Here is a 17872-nt window from a genome sequence, read left to right on the forward strand (position 1 = left end):
CCACCTGACTGTAGGAGCGAGCTTGCTCGCGATCTTTTAAAGATCAAAAGATCGCGAGCAAGCTCGCTCCTACAAGGGATCAGAGAGGAGTTTTAAGGTGATTTTGATTGAACACATTCTGGGCAATGCCAAGAAAGACCCGGCCTGGAAGCAAAAACTGCAAGGCGCCAACATTGATGTGCTGGTCCTCGACCAGCGTGAAGCGCAAAAAAGCCGCTGCCGCCGCACCAGCGTCGGCGGGCTTGACCTCGGGATCTCGCTGGACCGCAACGTGGTGCTGGCTGACGGCGACGTACTGATGTGGGATGAGCCCACCCGGCATGCCGTGGTGGTGCAACTCAACCTGCGCGACGTGATGGTCATTGACTTGAGAGAACTCAAGCAGCAACCCCTGGACGTGCTGATCAAGACCAGCTTCGAACTCGGGCATGCCCTGGGAAACCAGCACTGGAAGGCCGTGACCAAAAACAACGAGGTGTACATCCCGCTCACGGTGGAAACCAAGATGATGGATTCGGTGATGCGCACCCACGGCTTTGAGCACCTGCCCTACGCCTTTATCAGCGGTGCCACCGTGCTGCCCAACCTCACCCCTTCTGAAGCGCGCCTGCTGTTTGGTGGCGCCGAAGAAACCGCCACCCACGTTCATGTGGCCAGCCCCCAGGACAAACTGGAAGCCGCCGCCCTGCAGATCAAAGGCCAATACCTGCATGACCCGCACAGCCATAGCCATGACAACGGCCTGACGTTTCACAGCCATGACGCTAAGCATTAAAACCGGCATAAGGCACTTTGGATGAACGCATCAGACCTGATTCGCATCATGCAGTTTGGCGACTCGGTATTGCCCGTCGGCGCCTTTTCGTTCTCGAACGGCGTGGAGTCGGCGATTCAGACCGGCATCGTGCACGATATCGACAGCCTCAAGGGGTTTGTCCTCACCGCCCTCAAACAGGCCGCCAGTTGTGACGGCATGGGCGTGGTCGCGGCGCACCGGGCTGCCGTGGCCGATGACCGTGACGCGATCCTGCGCGCCGACTGGGCGGTGAACAACCGCAAGCTCAATGAAGAAAGCCGGTTAATGGCCACCCGCATGGGCAAAAAACTCGCCGAAATGTCGATCCATGTGGTGGAAAAACCACTGGTGCGCTGGTGGCTCGAACACATCAAAGCCGGTCATGCCGCCGGCACCTACCCCGTCACCCAGGCAGTGGTCATGTCGACCCAGGGCATCGGTGCCCGAGAAGTGGTGGTGATGCACCAGTACGGCGTGGCCATGACCATCCTCAGCGCGGCCATGCGCCTGATGCGGGTCACCCACCTCGACACCCAGCGCATTTTGTTTGAACTGAACCATGACATCGAAACCTTCTGCGACATCGCAGAAATCGGCGACATCGAGCAAATGTCGTCGTATGTCCCCATCGTCGACGTGCTGGCGGCGGTCCACGTCAAAGCCCATGTGCGTTTGTTCATGAACTGAATCCGTTGCACTTTCCAAGGAAAAGCCTGTGAAAAAGATTACCCGTATTGGTATTGGCGGCCCGGTCGGCTCCGGTAAAACTGCCGTCATCGAAGTGATCACCCCGATCCTGATTCAGCGTGGCTACAAGCCGCTGATCATCACCAACGACATCGTCACCACCGAAGACGCCAAACAGGTCAAGCGCACGCTCAAGGGCATCCTCGACGAAGACAAGATCCTCGGCGTTGAAACCGGCGCCTGCCCGCACACGGCGGTACGCGAAGACCCGAGCATGAACATTGCCGCAGTCGAGGAGATGGAAGAGAAGTTCCCGGACAGCGACCTGATCATGATCGAGAGCGGCGGCGACAACCTGACCCTGACCTTCAGCCCCGCGCTGGCCGACTTTTATATCTACGTGATCGACGTCGCCGAAGGCGAGAAAATCCCTCGCAAGAACGGCCCCGGCCTGGTGCAGGCGGACATTCTGATCATCAACAAAATCGACCTGGCGCCTTACGTGGGCGCGAGCCTGGAGGTCATGGAAAGCGACACCCAAGTGGTGCGCAGCGGCCGCCCTTACATCCTCACCAACTGCAAAACCGGGCATGGCATCGAAGCGCTGGTGGATATGATCGAACACATGTTCCTGTTCGCCCACAAACCCTCTGCCCCGGCGACCAAGGCTGAGGTTACGGCATGACAGCGCAGAGCCAGATCGTGAACAACCCTTCACGGCTTCGTGCTCATTCACTCGGCAACGATGCCCCGGAACTCGCGTACTACCAGGACGAACCCGCGCAGATGCACAGCGGCGCCGTCGGCAAAAGCGGCTACCTGCGCCTGGGTTTTGAGCAACGCGGCAAGCGCAGCGTGCTGGCGGACATGGAGCGGCGCGTGCCGTCATTGGTGCAACGGGCCTTGTACTGGGACGAAGCACTGCCGCAACTGCCCTGCGTGACCATGATCTCGACCTCGGGTTGCGTGCTCCAGGGCGACCGTCTGGCCACGGATGTGAGCGTGGGCGTGGGCGCCTGCGGGCATGTCACCACCCAGTCGGCGACCAAAGTGCACTCCATGAACGCCAACTACGCCACGCAGGTTCAGCACCTGCGAATCGAAGAAAACGGCTACCTGGAGTTTATGCCCGACCCGCTGATCCCCCATCGCGATGCACGGTTTATCACCGATACGCGCATCAGCATCCACCCGACGGCAACGGCCCTTTACTGCGAGACCCTGATGTCGGGGCGCAAGTATCACCATGTCGATGAGCGTTTCGGCTTTGATGTGTATTCCTCCCGGGTATCCGCCGAAACCCTTGAGGGCAAGGAGCTGTTTGTCGAGAAATACGTGCTGGAGCCGAAAAAACAAAGCCTGGACGCCGTCGGTGTCATGCAAACCTTTGACGTGTTCGCCAACGTGGTGTTACTCACGCCCCAGGAACATCACGAGCGCATTGTCGAGCGCATCCCGGCCGTGTTTGACAGGCAGGCGGGACTGGCCAGCGGTGTCACACGCTTGCCCAATCAGTGCGGTTTAATCTTTAAAGTGCTGGGCAATGACAGCGGCACCGTGAAAGCGCAAATTCGCGCGTTTTGGGCCGTCGCCCGCGAAGAGATCCTGGGCGTGACTTTGCCACCGCCCTTTTTGTGGAAGTAAACGCCGCTGGGAGCAGGTGAACACAGCTCCCAGCGGGGTTCGATGGAGAAAGTCACTATGCACGCGGCGTTATCCAAGTGGTCGCAACTGGCAAATGGCAACGCACTGCTGGGGTTTATTGACGTCACCCTGCGCGGCTGCGCGCAGGTGATGTTCCAGAACAACCCGCTGACCGGCTTGCTGTTTTTTGCCGCGATATTTGTCGGGGCCTTTGCCGAAGGCAATCCGGCGGTCGCATTTGGCAGCGTGCTGGGCACCGTCGCAGCCACGTTTACTGGCATGCACCTCAAGGACCAGACGTCGTGGAAAGCCGGTCTGTTCGGCTACAACGGTTGCCTGGTGGGCGTTGGCTTGCCGACGTTTCTGGAGGTTACGCCCATCGTCTGGCTGTGCATCATTCTCGGCGGCGTGGTCTCGGTCATCGTCACCATCTGCATTGCCGACATTCTGAAAACCTGGAAAGTCGCGGCCCTGACCGCGCCCTTCGTTCTGGTGACCTGGACCATGCTGTTGGCCAGCTATGCCTTTGGCGGCCTGAACAGCCACGCACTGCCCCTGCCCAACCTGCCCCACGATCTGGTCGCGCACACGCCAGACCTGCTCGACGGCATCGACGTGTTCCACGCCACGTTCTACGGCATCTCCGAAGTATTTCTGATCAGCACGGTGGTCGGCAGTTTTTTATTTTTGGCTGGTCTGGCAGTGTCTTCGTTGTGGGCAGCGCTGTTTGGGCTGGTGGGTTCATTACTGGCGGTGCTGGTGGCAACCCTGTTGCAGGGCGAGCAGTCGGCCATCAACAACGGCTTGTATGCATTCAGTGCCGTACTCACCGCCATCGCGCTGGGCTCAACCTTCAACAAGCCGCGCTTGCGGGTCCTGATCTACACGCTGATCGGTGTAATTTTCACTGTATTTGTGCAGGGTGCTTTGAATACTGTGTTGGCCCCTGTGGGCATCCCGACCCTGACCATGCCTTTTGTGCTCGCGTCATGGTTATTTTTGGTGCCGAACAAGGACGTAATGCCCTCTCATCGTCAATAAGTGCAGTGTTTTGAGGAAAAACAATGACCGCTATCGCTTACCCTTCCAGCCGTTCTGACACCAGCGATACCACAAGGCGGGCCATATATTTACTGGTCGGCCTGGTGGTCGCCAACCTGCTCGCCTGGGCCTGGGCGTTTATCGAGTTCGGCAGCAACCCGGTACTGATGGGCACCGCGTTGCTGGCCTACGGCTTCGGGTTGCGCCATGCGGTGGATGCTGACCACATCGCAGCCATTGATAACGTCACGCGCAAATTGATGCAGCAAGGCAAGCGACCGATTGCCGTCGGTACCTGGTTCTCCCTCGGGCACTCGACCATTGTGATGCTCGCCTCCTTTGCCATCGCCGCCACCGCCATGGCCTTCAAGGACGACATGGAGTGGTTCCATGAAACCGGCGGTTTGATCGGCACCCTGGTGTCCTCGGTGTTCCTGCTGCTGTTCGGCGTGCTCAACCTGGTGATCCTGCTGTCGGTGTACAAAAAGTTCAAACAGGTCAAGGCGGGCCACACCCTGCCCGCCGAAGAACTGGACCTGTTGGTGGCCAACAAGGGCGGACTGATGGCGCGGATCTTTGGCCGCCTGTTCAACCTGGTCAACAAAAGCTGGCACATGTACCCGGTGGGGTTTCTGTTCGGCCTTGGCTTTGACACCGCCACCGAAGTCGGCCTGCTGGGTATCAGCGCCACCAGCGCCTCACAAGGCATCAACCTGTGGTCAATCATGGTGTTCCCGGTGCTGTTTGCCGCCGGTATGGCGCTGATCGACTCGCTCGACAACTTCGTGATGATCGGCGCCTATGGCTGGGCCTTCTCCAAGCCCGTGCGCAAGCTTTACTACAACATCACCATCACCGCCGCGTCGGTGTTTGTCGCGCTGTTTATCGGCGGCGTCGAAGCGCTGGGCCTAATCGCTGACAAGCTGGAACTGAGTGGCGGAGTATGGGCGCCAATTGCGGCGCTTAACGACAACTTTGGTGAAATTGGCTACTGGATCATCGCCCTGTTCGTGCTCTGCTGGCTGATATCGGGACTTAATTACTACTTGCGAGGCTATGACCGACTGGGTGCCAGCGTCTAAAGCCACTTGTTAAACTGCGCGAAGCCAGAAAGGTCAGGTGTATTAACCTGACCTACACTCTTGAAACCGCTAAATAGACACGTCGTAGGAATTATGACTTTATTACAGGAAGTTAAATCGCGACTCTCGTTTGCGTATGGGGTAGCCCTGGTGGCTGCCATCAATGGGATGGCCCTGATTCTGCCGGTGCTGCAACGCGGCATCGCCCACTCTGATGCGGCGGGCGGTGTCTTTAACTCGTGGAAGGACGCCTTAAGCTTTTTAGCCTTGCTGGAAATCCCCGGATTTGTCGTCGGGTTTTTGCTGGTGCTAATGTCGATCGGCCTGTTGCTCAAGTCACGTATCAGTTGGTTTTTTTCACTGCTGTTATTGATCGCCACGGTCTGCGTCGATTTTTTCATCGTGAAAAATCCCAACGGCGTGGCCTACTACTCGTTGTTCACCATCGCCCTGCTGATTTTTTACTGGCGTCGCTTTGATCACCACAGCCTGGCCACCGGCAGCTTCTTTGCGATCGTCAGTATCGCCTCGCTGATTGTCTACAGCACCTTGGGCACGCTGTACCTGGGCGATCAATTCACCCCTGAGGTCAACGATCTGCCTTCGGCGTTTTATTTCTCCATAGTGGTGATGTCGACCGTCGGTTTTGGCGACATCGTGCCGCACAGCACCGATGCCCGGCTCTTCACCGTGACGGTGATTATTCTGGGGATCACCATCTTCGCGGTGTCGGTGGCGTCGATTGCCGGACCTCTGATCAGCAATAACATTCAACGCATTGTCAAAGGCAGGATTACCCACATGGCCCGTAAAAATCACTACATCCTGGTCGGCACTGGCTCACTGGCCCAAAACGTTTATACCGGCCTGATTGACCGTGGCGAGCACGTCACCGTCATCAATGTTCCTGGCGCCCAGCACGAGTTGCCAGAAACCGCCGATATCATCGAGGGTGATCCTTCTTCAACCGCGACCCTTAAACTGGCCGGTGCCGACGAGGCCAAATACATCGTCACCTTGCGTGAAAACGATGCAGAGAATGTGTTCACCATTCTGGCCGCCAAGGAAGTGGCAGGTGACACCACCAAAATCATCGCGCTGGTCAACGAAACCGACAACATCCCCAAAGTTAAACGCGTGGCCCCGAACATGGTGCTGTCCCTGCCGTTGTTGGGCAGTGAACTGCTGGTGCGCACCCTGCAGGGCGATCAGATCGACAACAACCTGATCACCGAAATCTTCTTCGGCAAGCGCACGTCGCTGTAGCCAATAGCCCTTTCGTTGTGCCCCGCAATGGCCTGGAACAAGGCCCGTGCGGGGCCTCTCGCCCTCCCGGCGTAAAACTTAAAACCTGTCCTACACTCCCCCGAACCTCATAACGGACATGTGGTAGGTGGGAACCATGGCTTTATTACAGGAAGTTAAATCGCGACTCAGTTTTGCCTATGGCGTCGCACTGCTGGTGGCTATCAATGGCTGTGCGATGGTCCTGCCCGTGTGGCTGCGCTGGCTCGCGCAGGCCGAAGCTGCGGGCAGCTCGTTTCATTCATGGAAAGAAGCTCTGGGCTTTTTCGCCCTGCTGGAAATTCCCGTGGTCATCACAGGCTGCGTGCTTGTACTGATGTCATTCGGGCTGCTGATCAAGTCACGGATCAGTTGGTTCTTTGCCCTGCTCTTACTCCTGGCAGCGGTCTGCATCAACTTTTTCATCGAGAAAAAGCCCAACAACGTCACTTACCTTTCGTTAGTCAGCATCGCCGTGCTGTTGTATTACTGGCGACGGTTTGACCACTACAGCCTGGCCACCGGCAGCTTTTTTGCGATCGTCAGCCTGGCCTCGCTGACCGTCTACAGCACGCTGGGCACGCTGTACCTGGGGGAGCAGTTCGCACCGCCGGTCACCGACCTGACCACGGCGTTCTATTTCGCGCTTGAGGTCATGACCACCGTAGCCTTTGGCGACATCCTCCCGCACTCCACCGTGTCCCGGTATTTTTGCCTGACGGTGATTGTGCTGGGCATCACCCTGTTTGCCATTTCCCTGGCGTCTATCGTAGGGCCGCTGATCAGCAACAATATCCAGCGCATCATTAAAGGCCGGATGACCCACATGGCGCGCAAAAAGCACTACATCCTGGTGGGCGCCAGTTCATTGGCCCACAACGTCTACAAAGGCCTGACGGCACGTGGCGAGCATGTCACGGTGATCTGCACTCCGGGCAGCCAGCACGAGTTGCCAGACAAAGCAGACATCATCGAGGGAGACCCGTCGGCCACCGCGACCCTCAAACTGGCGGACGCCGGTGCAGCCAAGTACATCGTCACCCTGTCGGACAGCGATGCACAGAACGTATTCACCATTTTGGCGGCCAAGGAAGTAGCCGGCGAAAACACCAAGATCATTGCGCTGGTCAACGACACTCAGAACCTCTCCAAGGTCAAACGCGTGAACCCGACCTTGTTGCTGTCATTGCCGTTGCTGGGCAGTGAGTTGCTGATACGCACCCTGCAAGGCGACACCATCAACAACGACCTGATCACTGAAATGTTCTTCGGCAAGCGCACGTCACTGGCGTAAAAACGTGTACTCGCTGAAGAGCAAAGCGAGGCTGTGCCCCCTGTCACAGCCTCGCCCTGCAAGCGGATCAAAGCTTCTTCAGGGTTTCCTGAGTAATGGCCTCAAGACCGTCTTCAGTGATCTTCTTCCAGTCCGCGTCGGTCACCACCTTGACGTTCTCGGTGACCAGGGTTTTCACGCTGTACTCAGGCGCGCCTGCGGGTTTGATCTGCAACAGGGACTGATTACGTACGCCCTTGTCCAGCACCCCGTCGACGCCAGACCATGACCAGAACTCCATGATGTGTACCTGCACCTTGCGCACATCACGGCCCGTTGGCGAGCTCACCACCTCATACCCGGCCTGGCGATAAGCGCTGGCCACTGCATCACTCACCAAGCCGGCCACCGTGCGGCCTTTGGGCAGCAGCACATCGCCAATGGCCCAGTTGAAGTTGTTGCGTTTACGCGCAATTGCCCGTTCGGTAATCGACTTGTCGTCGATCTCATCGTGCTTCAGGGAAGGGATATCGAAACTGTCTGGCTTGACCTGGAAAACCCGCTCATCAACGGCACTGACAAACACCTTCTTGCCATTGCTCGGGGCAGGCGTTTGAGTATTGCCCGGCGGCAAAACATCCACGTCCACCTCTGCCCGGTTGGTGGCGCAACCGGCCAGCAATACCAACGCTACAACGCCCAAAAATCTGCGAACCATGTTCATTACTCCCTTTCTTTATGTGCCTTCATTGGCACGGCCAAAACTGGCCAAAAGGGAGTGTAGAAGACCGAACGCAGTTGGGCGTTATTGACTCAGGCCTTGGCCGCCATGGCGGTCACTTCCACGCGCATGCCTTCTACCGCCAGAGCAGCCACGCCAACAGCAGCACGTACCGGCCACGGCTTGGCGAAAAAGCGCTTGTAGACTTCGTTGAACGCCGCGCGGTCGGCCATGTCAGTCAGGTAAATCGTCAGGTGCAACACCCGGTCCATCGAACTGCCGGCCTTTTCCAGGGCAACCTTGAGCGCCTGCAACGTGCACTCGCTTTGCTCAGTAATGCCGCCCAGCTCAAGGCTGCCGTCAGCACGGGTAGGGATCTGCGTGGAGACCAGAATCCCGGCAAAACCGGCAACATCGGAAGAGATGGAATCGGCGTCTGGATCAGGGGTGAAGGTAATGTCTTGGTGGGCCATGTGAGTCTCTGGGTCAGGGTGAATAAAAAACTTCAGGTCTTGCTCATGCCCAGACAATTCAGGCCTTGGGCAGTCAGTCGGTATTTCTGTACCGGGCTGCGCGGCGAAAGCGGATCCGTCATTTCAACGAGCCCGGCGGTCAACACAGGTGACAAATAGTTGCTGCGAAAAGATGCCCGATGAGTCAGCCCCAACAGAGGCATCAACCCAGCCGTTTTCAACCCCGTGCTGCCTTTTAATGCTTCAAGCAAGCGGATTACATGACTGCTTACTTGGTCGGTTAAATGCGTGGCCTCATTAAAAACTAAAAGCCCGCCTCACGCCTGGCTAACTTAATCAACCGCTGCGCTGGCTTCTTCTGCGGCGAGGGCGAGTTTAACACTGGGACGCGCTGCAGGCGGCAATCGACGGGCCGGGCAGAATGCGGCCAGAACAAGATCTGCACACGCAATGAAACCGTGGGGGCGAGCTTGCCTCGCGATCTTTTGATCTTGATCGCAGCCTTCGTATCTCGTCAGCGACTACAGGCCGTGGGAGATCACAAAAGCTGAAACACCGCTGACATCTCTTTGAGCTAAGTTGGCGGTCCTCTATCTTGCCGCTCCCGGACTTGCCCTCGCCCATGATTGTTGTCACCAGCGGCTCTGCCTACCTCGATATCGATGCTTACGCGGGGTGTATTGCTTTCGCCCAGTTGCTTAACCTGCAAGGCCTTGAGGCCAAGGCAATCAGCAGTGCCCCGCTCAACCAGAGCATCAGCCAGACCCTTCGCGAGTGGCCCGTTGCCCTAGATGCACACCCTGTCACTGAGCACGATCATTTCGTGATGATCGACATCAGTGACCCCTGCCATTTCGACGCCTGTGTCGATACACAGCGTGTGGTTGAAGTGATTGACCATCACCCGGGCTTTGAGTCGTATTGGCAACAACGGCTGGGCACCAGGGCCGCCATCGAAGCTGTCGGCGCCGCCTGCACACAGGTGTATGAGCGCTGGGTTGAAACCGATCTGTTCCATGCAATGAACCCAAGCACCGCTGCCTTGCTGGCCACTGCGATTCTCGATAACACCCTGAACCTCAAGGGCCAGATCACCACTGCCCGCGATCAGCAGGCCTACGCAGCGCTGGCCGACAAGGCAGGATTGGCTCAGGACTGGCCAGCCCGTTACTTCAGTGAATGCCAAACCGCGATCGAGCATGACCTGCCTGCGGCGATCAATAAAGATCTCAAGCGCATGGATGCTCAATTGCCGCTGCCACGGGTGATCGGGCAACTCACGGTATGGAATGCGCAGCACCTGTTGCAGGCGCAGCGGGCAACGCTGGTATCGACCCTGCAAGCCCATGACCCGGACTGGCTGCTCAACCTGATCAGCATCGACGAACACTGCAGCTACCTGTTGGTCGGCAGCCCGGCCAGCGCCGCGCAGCTCGCTGAGTTGCTCGACGTGACCTTTGTCGAGCAACTGGCCAAGGTGCCCGGCGCACTGCTGCGCAAGCAAATCCTGCGCGCGGCGTTGAATTCGCAGACAAGCCATTAAGCAAGTGATCGACGATCAGCAGAAAAAGATTTATTCCTTAAAAGAATAACTACGCGTTTCGACAGGTGAATAAGGGTGTAGGGAAAGATCTCGGCCTGTAGGAGCTGCCGAAGGCTGCGATCTTTTGAAGTGGCGTCAAACCCCACTGTTCACCCCAAAGCGTAATCATCGTTCTTCAGTGTTTGGTCACAGAGGTCAGTATCGGGATATTTCAATTGCCAGGATCAAAAGATCGCAGCCTTCGGCAGCTCTTATCAAACATGAAATAAGTGATTGATTCTAAAGGCCCTGTAGGAGCGAGCTTGCTCGCGATCTTTTGATCTTGATCCAAGAGCCCCCTCACCCTAGCCCTCTCCCGAAGGAGAGGGAACCGATTGGGGGATGCTGAAGATATTCGGTGGCCTGTTTGCTGCGCGACAGCGCGGCGTCGAAGACGGGGCGGCCACTCCTACGGATTACCTGTTGGTCCCTACCCTCTATTTTTCATCCTCCACGCATTCCCCCCTTTCTCTCCCACCGCGTTCACCGCTACCCTTACCCGCTCGCAATGGCTCGAACACGCACAGGATTTTAATGGACACTTCTTCACTCCCACTCGCAGCACAGGCCAGCCAGGATAAAGCCGGCAACTGCGGACGCGTTCAGGTGATTGACCGTTCGATTGTCTTGCTCAGGACGCTGGCCCGGCTCAAGCAAGGCGCGTCGGCGCTGGAGTTGGCCAAGCTGACGGGGATTGATCGCACCACGATCCATCGTCTGCTCAAGACGCTCAATCACTGGAATCTGATCGAGTCGCACGCCGGTACGTACCGGATCGGCGCCGAGTCATTAATTTATTCGTCGGCTTATCTCAATCGCCTTAACCTGCGCAAGATCGCCCTGCCGTTCACCATTGAGTTGCAGCGTGTGATCGGTGACTTGCAGGCCATTGTCTCGTTGTCGATTCCGGTGGGTGATGAGGTGGTGTTGATTGAGCGGATGTGGACGCCGTCAACGCCGCTGAATGTGATTGTCGATCTGGCGGATCAATTCCCTATCGACGGCAGTCCCAGCGGACGGGCGATTCTGGCCACTTACAGCGCCGATCAGGCCCACGGTTTGCTCGGTGAAGAGCGTTGGCAACGGATTGATCCAGCCTTGCAAAAGATCCGCAGCGAGCAGGACTTTGCCTTCGGCCACGAAGAGTTCAAACCGGGCCTGCACTCGATTGCCTACCCGATTCGCCCCGCCAACGGCCATGCCGTCGGGGCGCTGGTCATCGCCGGGCTGGCCATGGAAGAGCAAACCCACCCCGGCTCTGAGCTGGCCAGCCATTTGCGCCGTACCTGTCAGGGCATTGCTGCGCAAATGGCGCCCAACTAACACTGCGCAAGCTCAGCCCAGTTGCTCAAGCAACCGGTTGAGCTGGATCTTGCCGTAGTGTGAACGCGGCAAGGTCTCCACGAAGTACACGTGGCGCGGCACTTTGAAACGCGACAGCACCTGCTGGCAATGGCTTTGCAGTTGCTCACTGGAAGGCGCAGCACCGGGTTTAAGCACGACTGCCGCGCATACCCGCTCGCCCCACTCCAGATCGGCCTGGCCAAACACATGGGCATCCGCCACCTGCGGATGGTTCAGCAAGCACTCGATGACTTCACCCGGCTGGATGCTTTTACCGCCACTGCGGATGATTTCCTTGCTGCGGCCCATGACCTGCAAATAACCATCAGCGCGGATCCGGCCCAGGTCGCCGCTGCGCAGCCAGCCCTCTTCCAGCACCTGCGCAGTCAATTCGGGCTGCTGCCAGTAACCCGCCATTAACTGCGGACCCGCCAGCATGATTTCACCCATGCCCTGGTCATCGGGCCGGTCGATTCGTAACCCCGCAGCAAACACCGGGCGCCCGACCAGCCCTTCGGCGCTCTCACCGTCGCGGCGCAATTGACCCATTTGTGCGGCCGACAAATAGCAGGTCCAGGGGGCTTCGGTCATGCCGTACAACACACTCAAGCGCGGCCCGAACAACTCACAGGCATCGTCCAGAACCGAAGGCGCGATGGCGGCTGCGCCGATGTCGATGCTCTTCAACACGCTCAGGTCCGGATAAGCCAAACGAGGCTCACGCAGAACCCGCAACAACTGGGTCGGCACCAGCGAACTGAAGGCCGCACGGTGCTGCTGCAACTGGCCAACAAAGGTAGAGGCCTCAAAACGCTCAGCCAGCACCAACTGCCCGCCGCTGAGCACATGGGCCAGCAATGCCACCGCCGCAATCGGCCACAGCGGCCGCACGTTCAGCAGCACATCACCGGGTAAGGCCGCACGAGCCATGACGATGTTCTGCAACACCGCACACAGGCTGGCGTGGGTGTGCATCACCGCCTTTGGCGCGCCGGTGGTGCCGCCGGTGTAGTTCAACGACGCCAGCTCCGTGCGTGCCCGCGCAACCCGCTGCGGTGCAGCGGCCATGCCAGGAACACTCACCGCGTCCAGCGGCAGGCAGACCACGCCCTGCTCTACCAGTGCAGCTGCCACGTGAGCATGGCCATTGCCGAACAGCAGCAAACGCGCGCCGGCATCCTTGATCTGCGCCAGCAATTCGCCCGGTGCCAGCGAGGGGTCCAGCGGCACGCGGACCCGGCCGTGGGCCATGCAGCCGTAATCGGCCAGCAGATAGTCCAGGCTGGTATCGGCCAACAGGGCAACCCGCTCGCCCGTACCGACGCCCAACTCAACCAGCCCCGCCGCGAAGTCATCAAGGGCCTGATCGAGCTCGGCAAAGGATAGTTCACGGGCGCTGCGCAGGTCTTTGATCGCCAGCGCCTGTGGCCATTTGCGGGCAGCCTGGGTAAACAGTGTGCTGATGTCCATGCTCACCACCCACTGAGGACGATGCGGCCATTGACCTGCCGATTTTCGAGCAAGGCGTGGGCCTGAGCCACTTCGGTAAACGGCAGCACCCGGTCGATCAAAGGCCGGACCTGACCGGCTGCAATCATTGCCAGCGCCGTGCGCAAGTCTTCCAGCGTGGCGCTGCCGGAGCCAAGCAGGCTCAGGCGTCGGCCAATCAACAGCCCCGGTGACACCGGTACTGTGCCCGGCTGCACATTACCCAGCACCACCACGCGCCCGCCCATCGCCATGCTGCGCAAGGTGTCGTGCAAGGTGTGGCCGACGTTCTCCATGGCCACGTCGACACCCTGGCGCCCGGTCAGTTGCCAGACGGCGGCGCTGTAGCCTTCGTTGCCCGCCACCACCACGTCATGGGCACCCAAGGCACGTAAAAAGTCCACTTTGTCAGCGCTGCCAGTCACTGCAATCACCCGCGCGCCCAGCGAGCGCGCCAGTTGCAATTGGTGCGCGCCCAGCCCGCCGCTGGCGCCGTTGATCAATACGGTTTCACCCGGCTTGAGCTGTGCTTGCGCCACCAGCGCACGTACGCTGGTGGCGATCGGGCAGCACGCCAGGGCGGCATCGGCATAGCCAATGCTGTCCGGCAATTGCACTCCTGAAGCCGCAGGAACGCGCAGGTATTGGGCATATGCGCCTTCGGTGTCGACAGAGGGCAAGCCTAAAGCGCGGCACAAATCCTGACGTCCACGCAGGCAGTCACGGCACTGCCCGCAAAAACGTCGCTGGTACACCACCACGCGGCTGCCGACTTTCAAGTGATGCACCTGGGCACCTACTTCAACCACCTCACCCGACACTTCATGACCGAGCACTACACCGGTGTGCGCCCCCGGCAACTTGCCGGCGCGGTGCATCAAATCGTGATGACACACACCAGCGGCTTCAATGCGCACCAGCACTTCATGAGCGTCTGGCTGTGGCGTCGGCACCGTCTCAAGCTGCAACTGCTCGGGGCCACCGAAATCTTTTAGAACGATTGCTTTCATCTTTTATAACCATATGGAAGTACATAAGAATATGTTCATATAACAAACACATTGTTTGTATTGTGCACATGATTTAAGTTTTGCTCACTTTGACGCAGAGCTCAAGTGGCAATGCGTTTTCCTTAAAACGACACTGAATCGAAGCCATGACTGTCGAGTACGAAATAGTTGAAGACGGCGTTTTACTGGTCACGCTCAATCGCCCGGAGCGCTTGAATGCCTTGAACGGTGCTGCCAAATTGGCCCTCGCGCAGGTCTGGCAGCGTGCGCAAGACGACTGCGCAGTGCGCGCCATCGTGCTGCGCGGTGCCGGTGAGCGGGCCTTTTGCGCCGGTTCTGATCTCAAGGAAATTGCCGCCACGGGTGAGACTGTCAGCACACAGGTACTGGCCAATTCGCTGCCCGGCGTGGGCACCCCGTTGACCAAGCCAGTGATCGCCGCGTTGCAGGGCCATACCCTGGGCCTGGGTATCAGCCTGGCGATTCACTGCGATTTCCGTATTGCCCGGCACGACACCCGCTTCAGCTTTCCCGAAGTCGGTCATGGCATGCTCTCTGGTTTCAGCACCGTCACCCTGCCCAGCCTGATCGGTGAAGCCGCGGCGCTGGATATCATGCTCAGCGCACGCCCGTTCGATGCCGCGCAGGCACTGGAACTGGGGCTGGTCAATGCTGTGGTCGACGACTCCATCGCCGCCGCACTGGACCTCGCCCGGCGTCTGGCAACCCATGACTCACGCGCCATGCAATGGACCAAACGCTTGCTGCTGGCCGATCGCAACAACCGCCTGCAACAGCATCTGGCCTTGATCGACGAGGCCCGAACCGACGTAATGCAACCTCACTGACAGCCCCTAACACTTACTCGCCACCACGACCTGTCAGGAACACCCACCACCAGGAATGGAAAGCGGGCGCCAATCATTTTTGGAGCCTCACCATGTTTCGCCCACGTAAAAATTTCCGCCCCAAGCTGAGCCTGCTGACCGTCGGGATTCTCGGTCTGTACGCCAGCCAGCCTGCGCTCGCCGAAGAGTCGAGCACGCCTTCACTGCAAACCGTGGTGGTGACCGGTGCCCGTGACGGCGGCCGCACTGTGGCCAAGAGCCTTGCGCCGATTGACGTGATCAGCGCCGACGATTTGATGCGTTCGGGCAAACAAAACCTGCGTGATGCATTGGCTGCCGCGGTGCCGTCGTACACCAATGCCGCCGGATTTACCGGCGGCACCGGCTTGTCAGTAAAGTCCGCCACGCTGCGCGGACTGGGCGGCAACCATGTGTTGGTGCTGGTGAACGGCAAACGCCGCCATACCACCTCGCTGATCTTCGTCCAGACGGCGGCCACGGCCAGCGGCCAGTCGCCCACCGACCTGGACCTGATCCCGATTTCGGCGGTGGATCACATCGAAGTACTACGTGACGGCGCGGCAGCGCAATACGGCTCGGATGCGATTGCCGGGGTGATCAACATCATCCTCAAAAGCAACAGCTCGGGCGGCAGCGGCAGCGCCCTGTACGGCCAGTTCAAAGACCGCGTGGGCGGCAAAGGCAACTTCGGCGCACGCGGTCAGGCGTCGGTGAACCAGGGCTTTGAGCTGCCCAACGATGGCTTTTTCAGCCTGAGTGCCGACCTCGGCATTCAAGACAACTCCAACGTGGCCGGTGCCGTACCGGCGCGCACCCGCATCTATTTCCCGGTCAACGGCCAGCCTGACCCACGGGAAAACGGCGAGAGCCGCTACCGCCAGATCATGGGCCAGCCGCGCTCGCAAACCTATAACCTGGCCTACAACATGGAGTTGCCGCTCAACGCGGACTACACGTTGTACTCGTTCTCCACTGCCAGCCATCGCAACTCAGAGAGCTGGGGCACCTACCGCACCGCCAGCTCACCGCAGAACATCGTCTCGGTGTACCCGGACGGTTTCTCGCCGCGCTTTGTGGTCGAAGAAGATGACTTCCAGACCGTGGTGGGCCTGCGCAACGACAACCTGTTCGGCTGGAAGTGGGACCTGAGCACCAGCTTCGGCCAGGACAACGCCAACATCCGCAATGAGAAGTCGATCAATCCGTCTTTCGGGCCAGATAGCCCGCGCAACATGGACGGCGGCAACCTGATTGCCAACCAGTGGACCAATAACCTCGACCTGACCCGCGCCTTTGACACCGGTCTGTTCGAGAAACCGTTGAACGTCTCGACCGGTCTTGAGTTCCGTCGCGAAGGCTTCGAGATCCAGTCCGGCGAACTGGCTTCTTATGGCGACGGTGGCTACGTGTTCCCGGTCGGCAGCCCGTTGGCAGGCCAGCGCCCCAACCCCGGAGCACCGGGCCTGACCGGCTTTACCCCGGCAGATGCGCATAACTATTCGCGCACCAACACTGCAGGCTACGTCGACTTCAGCCAGAGCCTGACCGACAAGTGGGATGCCAGCGTGGCCGGGCGTTTTGAGCATTACAGCGACTTTGGCGACACCGCCAGCGGCAAGCTCTCGACCCGCTATGCCTTCACCCCGCAATTTGCGATGCGCGGCACGGTGAGCAATGGTTTCCGGGCACCGTCCTTGCAGCAGGAGTACTACTCGTCGTCGCTGACAGCCTGGCGCGCCAACACCCTCACCGGGCAACTTGAACAGAACGTGACGCGCTACGTCACCGTCGATGATGCGGCCGGTCAGGCCTTGGGCGCCAAAGCCCTGAAGCCGGAAAAATCGATGAACTACAGCGTCGGCTTTGTCGCCACGCCAACCTCCAACCTGGACATCACTGTCGACCTGTACCAGATCGACATCAACAACCGCATCCTGCAAACCAGCAACCTGCAAGGCCCGGCCGTGTCCAACCTGCTGGCAAGCAAAGGCCTGGACCCGAACCAGATCGTCTCGTACTTCGGCAACCTGGCCGACACCCGCACCCGCGGGATCGACCTGGTGGCCGACTACCGCTACGACTTCGGCCAGTACGGCAAGGTCAAGTGGACCCTGCTCAGCAACCAGAGCTTGCAGACCGTGCGCAAAGTCAAGGAACCCGCCGCACTGGCCGGCACCGGCGTGACCGCCGTGGGCCGCGACAAGATCGGCAACCTGACCAGCGCCTACCCGAAAAACGTCACCTCGCTGAACACCGCGTGGCAACTGGGCGACTTCGACGTCAACCTCAAAGAAACCCACTACACCGGCGTCACCGGCCTGAACCAGGTGTCGCCGACCCGCGACGAAAAAATCGACCCGGCGTTTATCACCGACCTGAGCGTGGGCTACTGGCTGAGCGACGCGGTGAAGCTGACCGTGGGCGGCGAAAACATCTTCAACCGTCGCCCGCAGCAGCTTAACGACGAAGCCAAGAAGTACTACTTCGCCCCCACCGACAACCCGACCTACAGCTGGTACTCACCCTATGGTCTGGACGGCGCGTACTACTTCGCCAAAGTCGACGTGAGCTGGTAATT

General features: G+C 59.1%; 17 protein-coding genes. 12 read left to right on the forward strand and 5 right to left on the reverse strand.

Annotated elements, in window-relative coordinates:
• The first annotated feature begins 97 nt into the window (after positions 1-97).
• The 8 genes from ureE to kch (GHO32_RS06870) all read left to right on the forward strand — a co-directional run bounded on the left by ureE (position 98) and on the right by kch (GHO32_RS06870) (position 7828).
• Positions 98-775 carry an urease accessory protein UreE gene (ureE, locus tag GHO32_RS06835; protein ID WP_368668399.1) on the forward strand — a complete coding sequence of 226 codons (678 nt, stop codon included), beginning with the start codon at positions 98-100 and terminating at the stop codon, positions 773-775.
• A 21-nt stretch (positions 776-796) separates the two neighbouring features.
• Entirely contained in the window at positions 797-1483 is a 687-nt protein-coding gene (locus GHO32_RS06840) for an urease accessory protein UreF (protein ID WP_153335205.1), read from the forward strand.
• A 28-nt stretch (positions 1484-1511) separates the two neighbouring features.
• Positions 1512-2168: an urease accessory protein UreG gene (ureG, locus tag GHO32_RS06845; RefSeq protein ID WP_048387408.1), complete on the forward strand. Its 657-nt coding sequence runs from the start codon at positions 1512-1514 to the stop codon at positions 2166-2168.
• Positions 2165-3127 (forward strand): urease accessory protein UreD, encoded by a 963-nt coding sequence (locus GHO32_RS06850; protein WP_153335204.1) that lies wholly within the window; start codon positions 2165-2167, stop codon positions 3125-3127. The genes ureG and GHO32_RS06850 overlap by 4 nt, the downstream gene beginning before the upstream one ends.
• Positions 3128-3169: 42 nt before the next feature.
• Positions 3170-4168, forward strand: a complete 999-nt coding sequence (yut, locus tag GHO32_RS06855; protein WP_178113849.1) for an urea transporter — start codon at positions 3170-3172, stop codon at positions 4166-4168.
• Between the two features lie 23 nt (positions 4169-4191).
• Positions 4192-5250 (forward strand): HoxN/HupN/NixA family nickel/cobalt transporter, encoded by a 1059-nt coding sequence (locus GHO32_RS06860; RefSeq protein ID WP_153335203.1) that lies wholly within the window; start codon positions 4192-4194, stop codon positions 5248-5250.
• A 93-nt stretch (positions 5251-5343) separates the two neighbouring features.
• Complete coding sequence (gene kch / locus GHO32_RS06865; RefSeq protein ID WP_153335202.1) at positions 5344-6516, forward strand: voltage-gated potassium channel protein; 1173 nt, start codon at positions 5344-5346, stop codon at positions 6514-6516.
• Between the two features lie 136 nt (positions 6517-6652).
• Positions 6653-7828, forward strand: a complete 1176-nt coding sequence (gene kch, locus GHO32_RS06870) for a voltage-gated potassium channel protein (protein ID WP_153335201.1) — start codon at positions 6653-6655, stop codon at positions 7826-7828.
• A 67-nt stretch (positions 7829-7895) separates the two neighbouring features.
• On the opposite strand, the gene GHO32_RS06875 is transcribed toward kch (GHO32_RS06870), so the two are convergent.
• The 3 genes from GHO32_RS06875 to GHO32_RS27160 all read right to left on the reverse strand — a co-directional run bounded on the left by GHO32_RS06875 (position 7896) and on the right by GHO32_RS27160 (position 9252).
• Complete coding sequence (locus GHO32_RS06875; RefSeq protein ID WP_153335200.1) at positions 7896-8525, reverse strand: flagellar biosynthesis protein; 630 nt, start codon at positions 8523-8525, stop codon at positions 7896-7898.
• 95 nt (positions 8526-8620) lie between these two features.
• A complete protein-coding gene (locus GHO32_RS06880; RefSeq protein WP_048369212.1) occupies positions 8621-9001 on the reverse strand; it encodes a RidA family protein in 381 nt (126 codons plus the stop codon).
• Between the two features lie 32 nt (positions 9002-9033).
• On the reverse strand, positions 9034-9252 hold the full coding sequence (locus GHO32_RS27160; RefSeq protein ID WP_368668398.1) for a Fic family protein: 219 nt from the start codon (positions 9250-9252) through the stop codon (positions 9034-9036).
• Positions 9253-9623: 371 nt separating this feature from the next.
• Here GHO32_RS27160 and GHO32_RS06885 point away from each other — a divergent pair, with 371 nt between their 5' ends.
• Together GHO32_RS06885 and GHO32_RS06890 are read left to right on the forward strand one after the other, a co-directional pair.
• Positions 9624-10544: a DHH family protein gene (locus GHO32_RS06885; protein WP_153335199.1), complete on the forward strand. Its 921-nt coding sequence runs from the start codon at positions 9624-9626 to the stop codon at positions 10542-10544.
• A 573-nt stretch (positions 10545-11117) separates the two neighbouring features.
• Entirely contained in the window at positions 11118-11906 is a 789-nt protein-coding gene (locus GHO32_RS06890) for an IclR family transcriptional regulator (protein WP_153335198.1), read from the forward strand.
• Positions 11907-11918: 12 nt separating this feature from the next.
• Here GHO32_RS06890 and GHO32_RS06895 read toward each other — a convergent pair whose 3' ends face one another.
• A complete protein-coding gene (locus GHO32_RS06895) occupies positions 11919-13397 on the reverse strand; it encodes a class I adenylate-forming enzyme family protein (RefSeq protein ID WP_153335197.1) in 1479 nt (492 codons plus the stop codon).
• Between the two features lie 2 nt (positions 13398-13399).
• On the reverse strand, positions 13400-14425 hold the full coding sequence (locus GHO32_RS06900; protein ID WP_153335196.1) for an alcohol dehydrogenase catalytic domain-containing protein: 1026 nt from the start codon (positions 14423-14425) through the stop codon (positions 13400-13402).
• Positions 14426-14571: 146 nt separating this feature from the next.
• Between GHO32_RS06900 and GHO32_RS06905 the strand changes: the two genes are divergently transcribed.
• Together GHO32_RS06905 and GHO32_RS06910 are read left to right on the forward strand one after the other, a co-directional pair.
• Positions 14572-15273, forward strand: a complete 702-nt coding sequence (locus GHO32_RS06905; RefSeq protein WP_153335195.1) for an enoyl-CoA hydratase/isomerase family protein — start codon at positions 14572-14574, stop codon at positions 15271-15273.
• 92 nt (positions 15274-15365) lie between these two features.
• Positions 15366-17870, forward strand: coding sequence for a TonB-dependent siderophore receptor (locus tag GHO32_RS06910; protein ID WP_153326497.1), 2505 nt, complete (start codon positions 15366-15368; stop codon positions 17868-17870).
• The last annotated feature ends 2 nt before the right edge of the window (positions 17871-17872 follow it).

Origin of the sequence: Pseudomonas sp. FSL R10-2189 (assembly GCF_009600325.1) — a bacterium.
Lineage (GTDB): Bacteria > Pseudomonadota > Gammaproteobacteria > Pseudomonadales > Pseudomonadaceae > Aquipseudomonas > Aquipseudomonas helleri.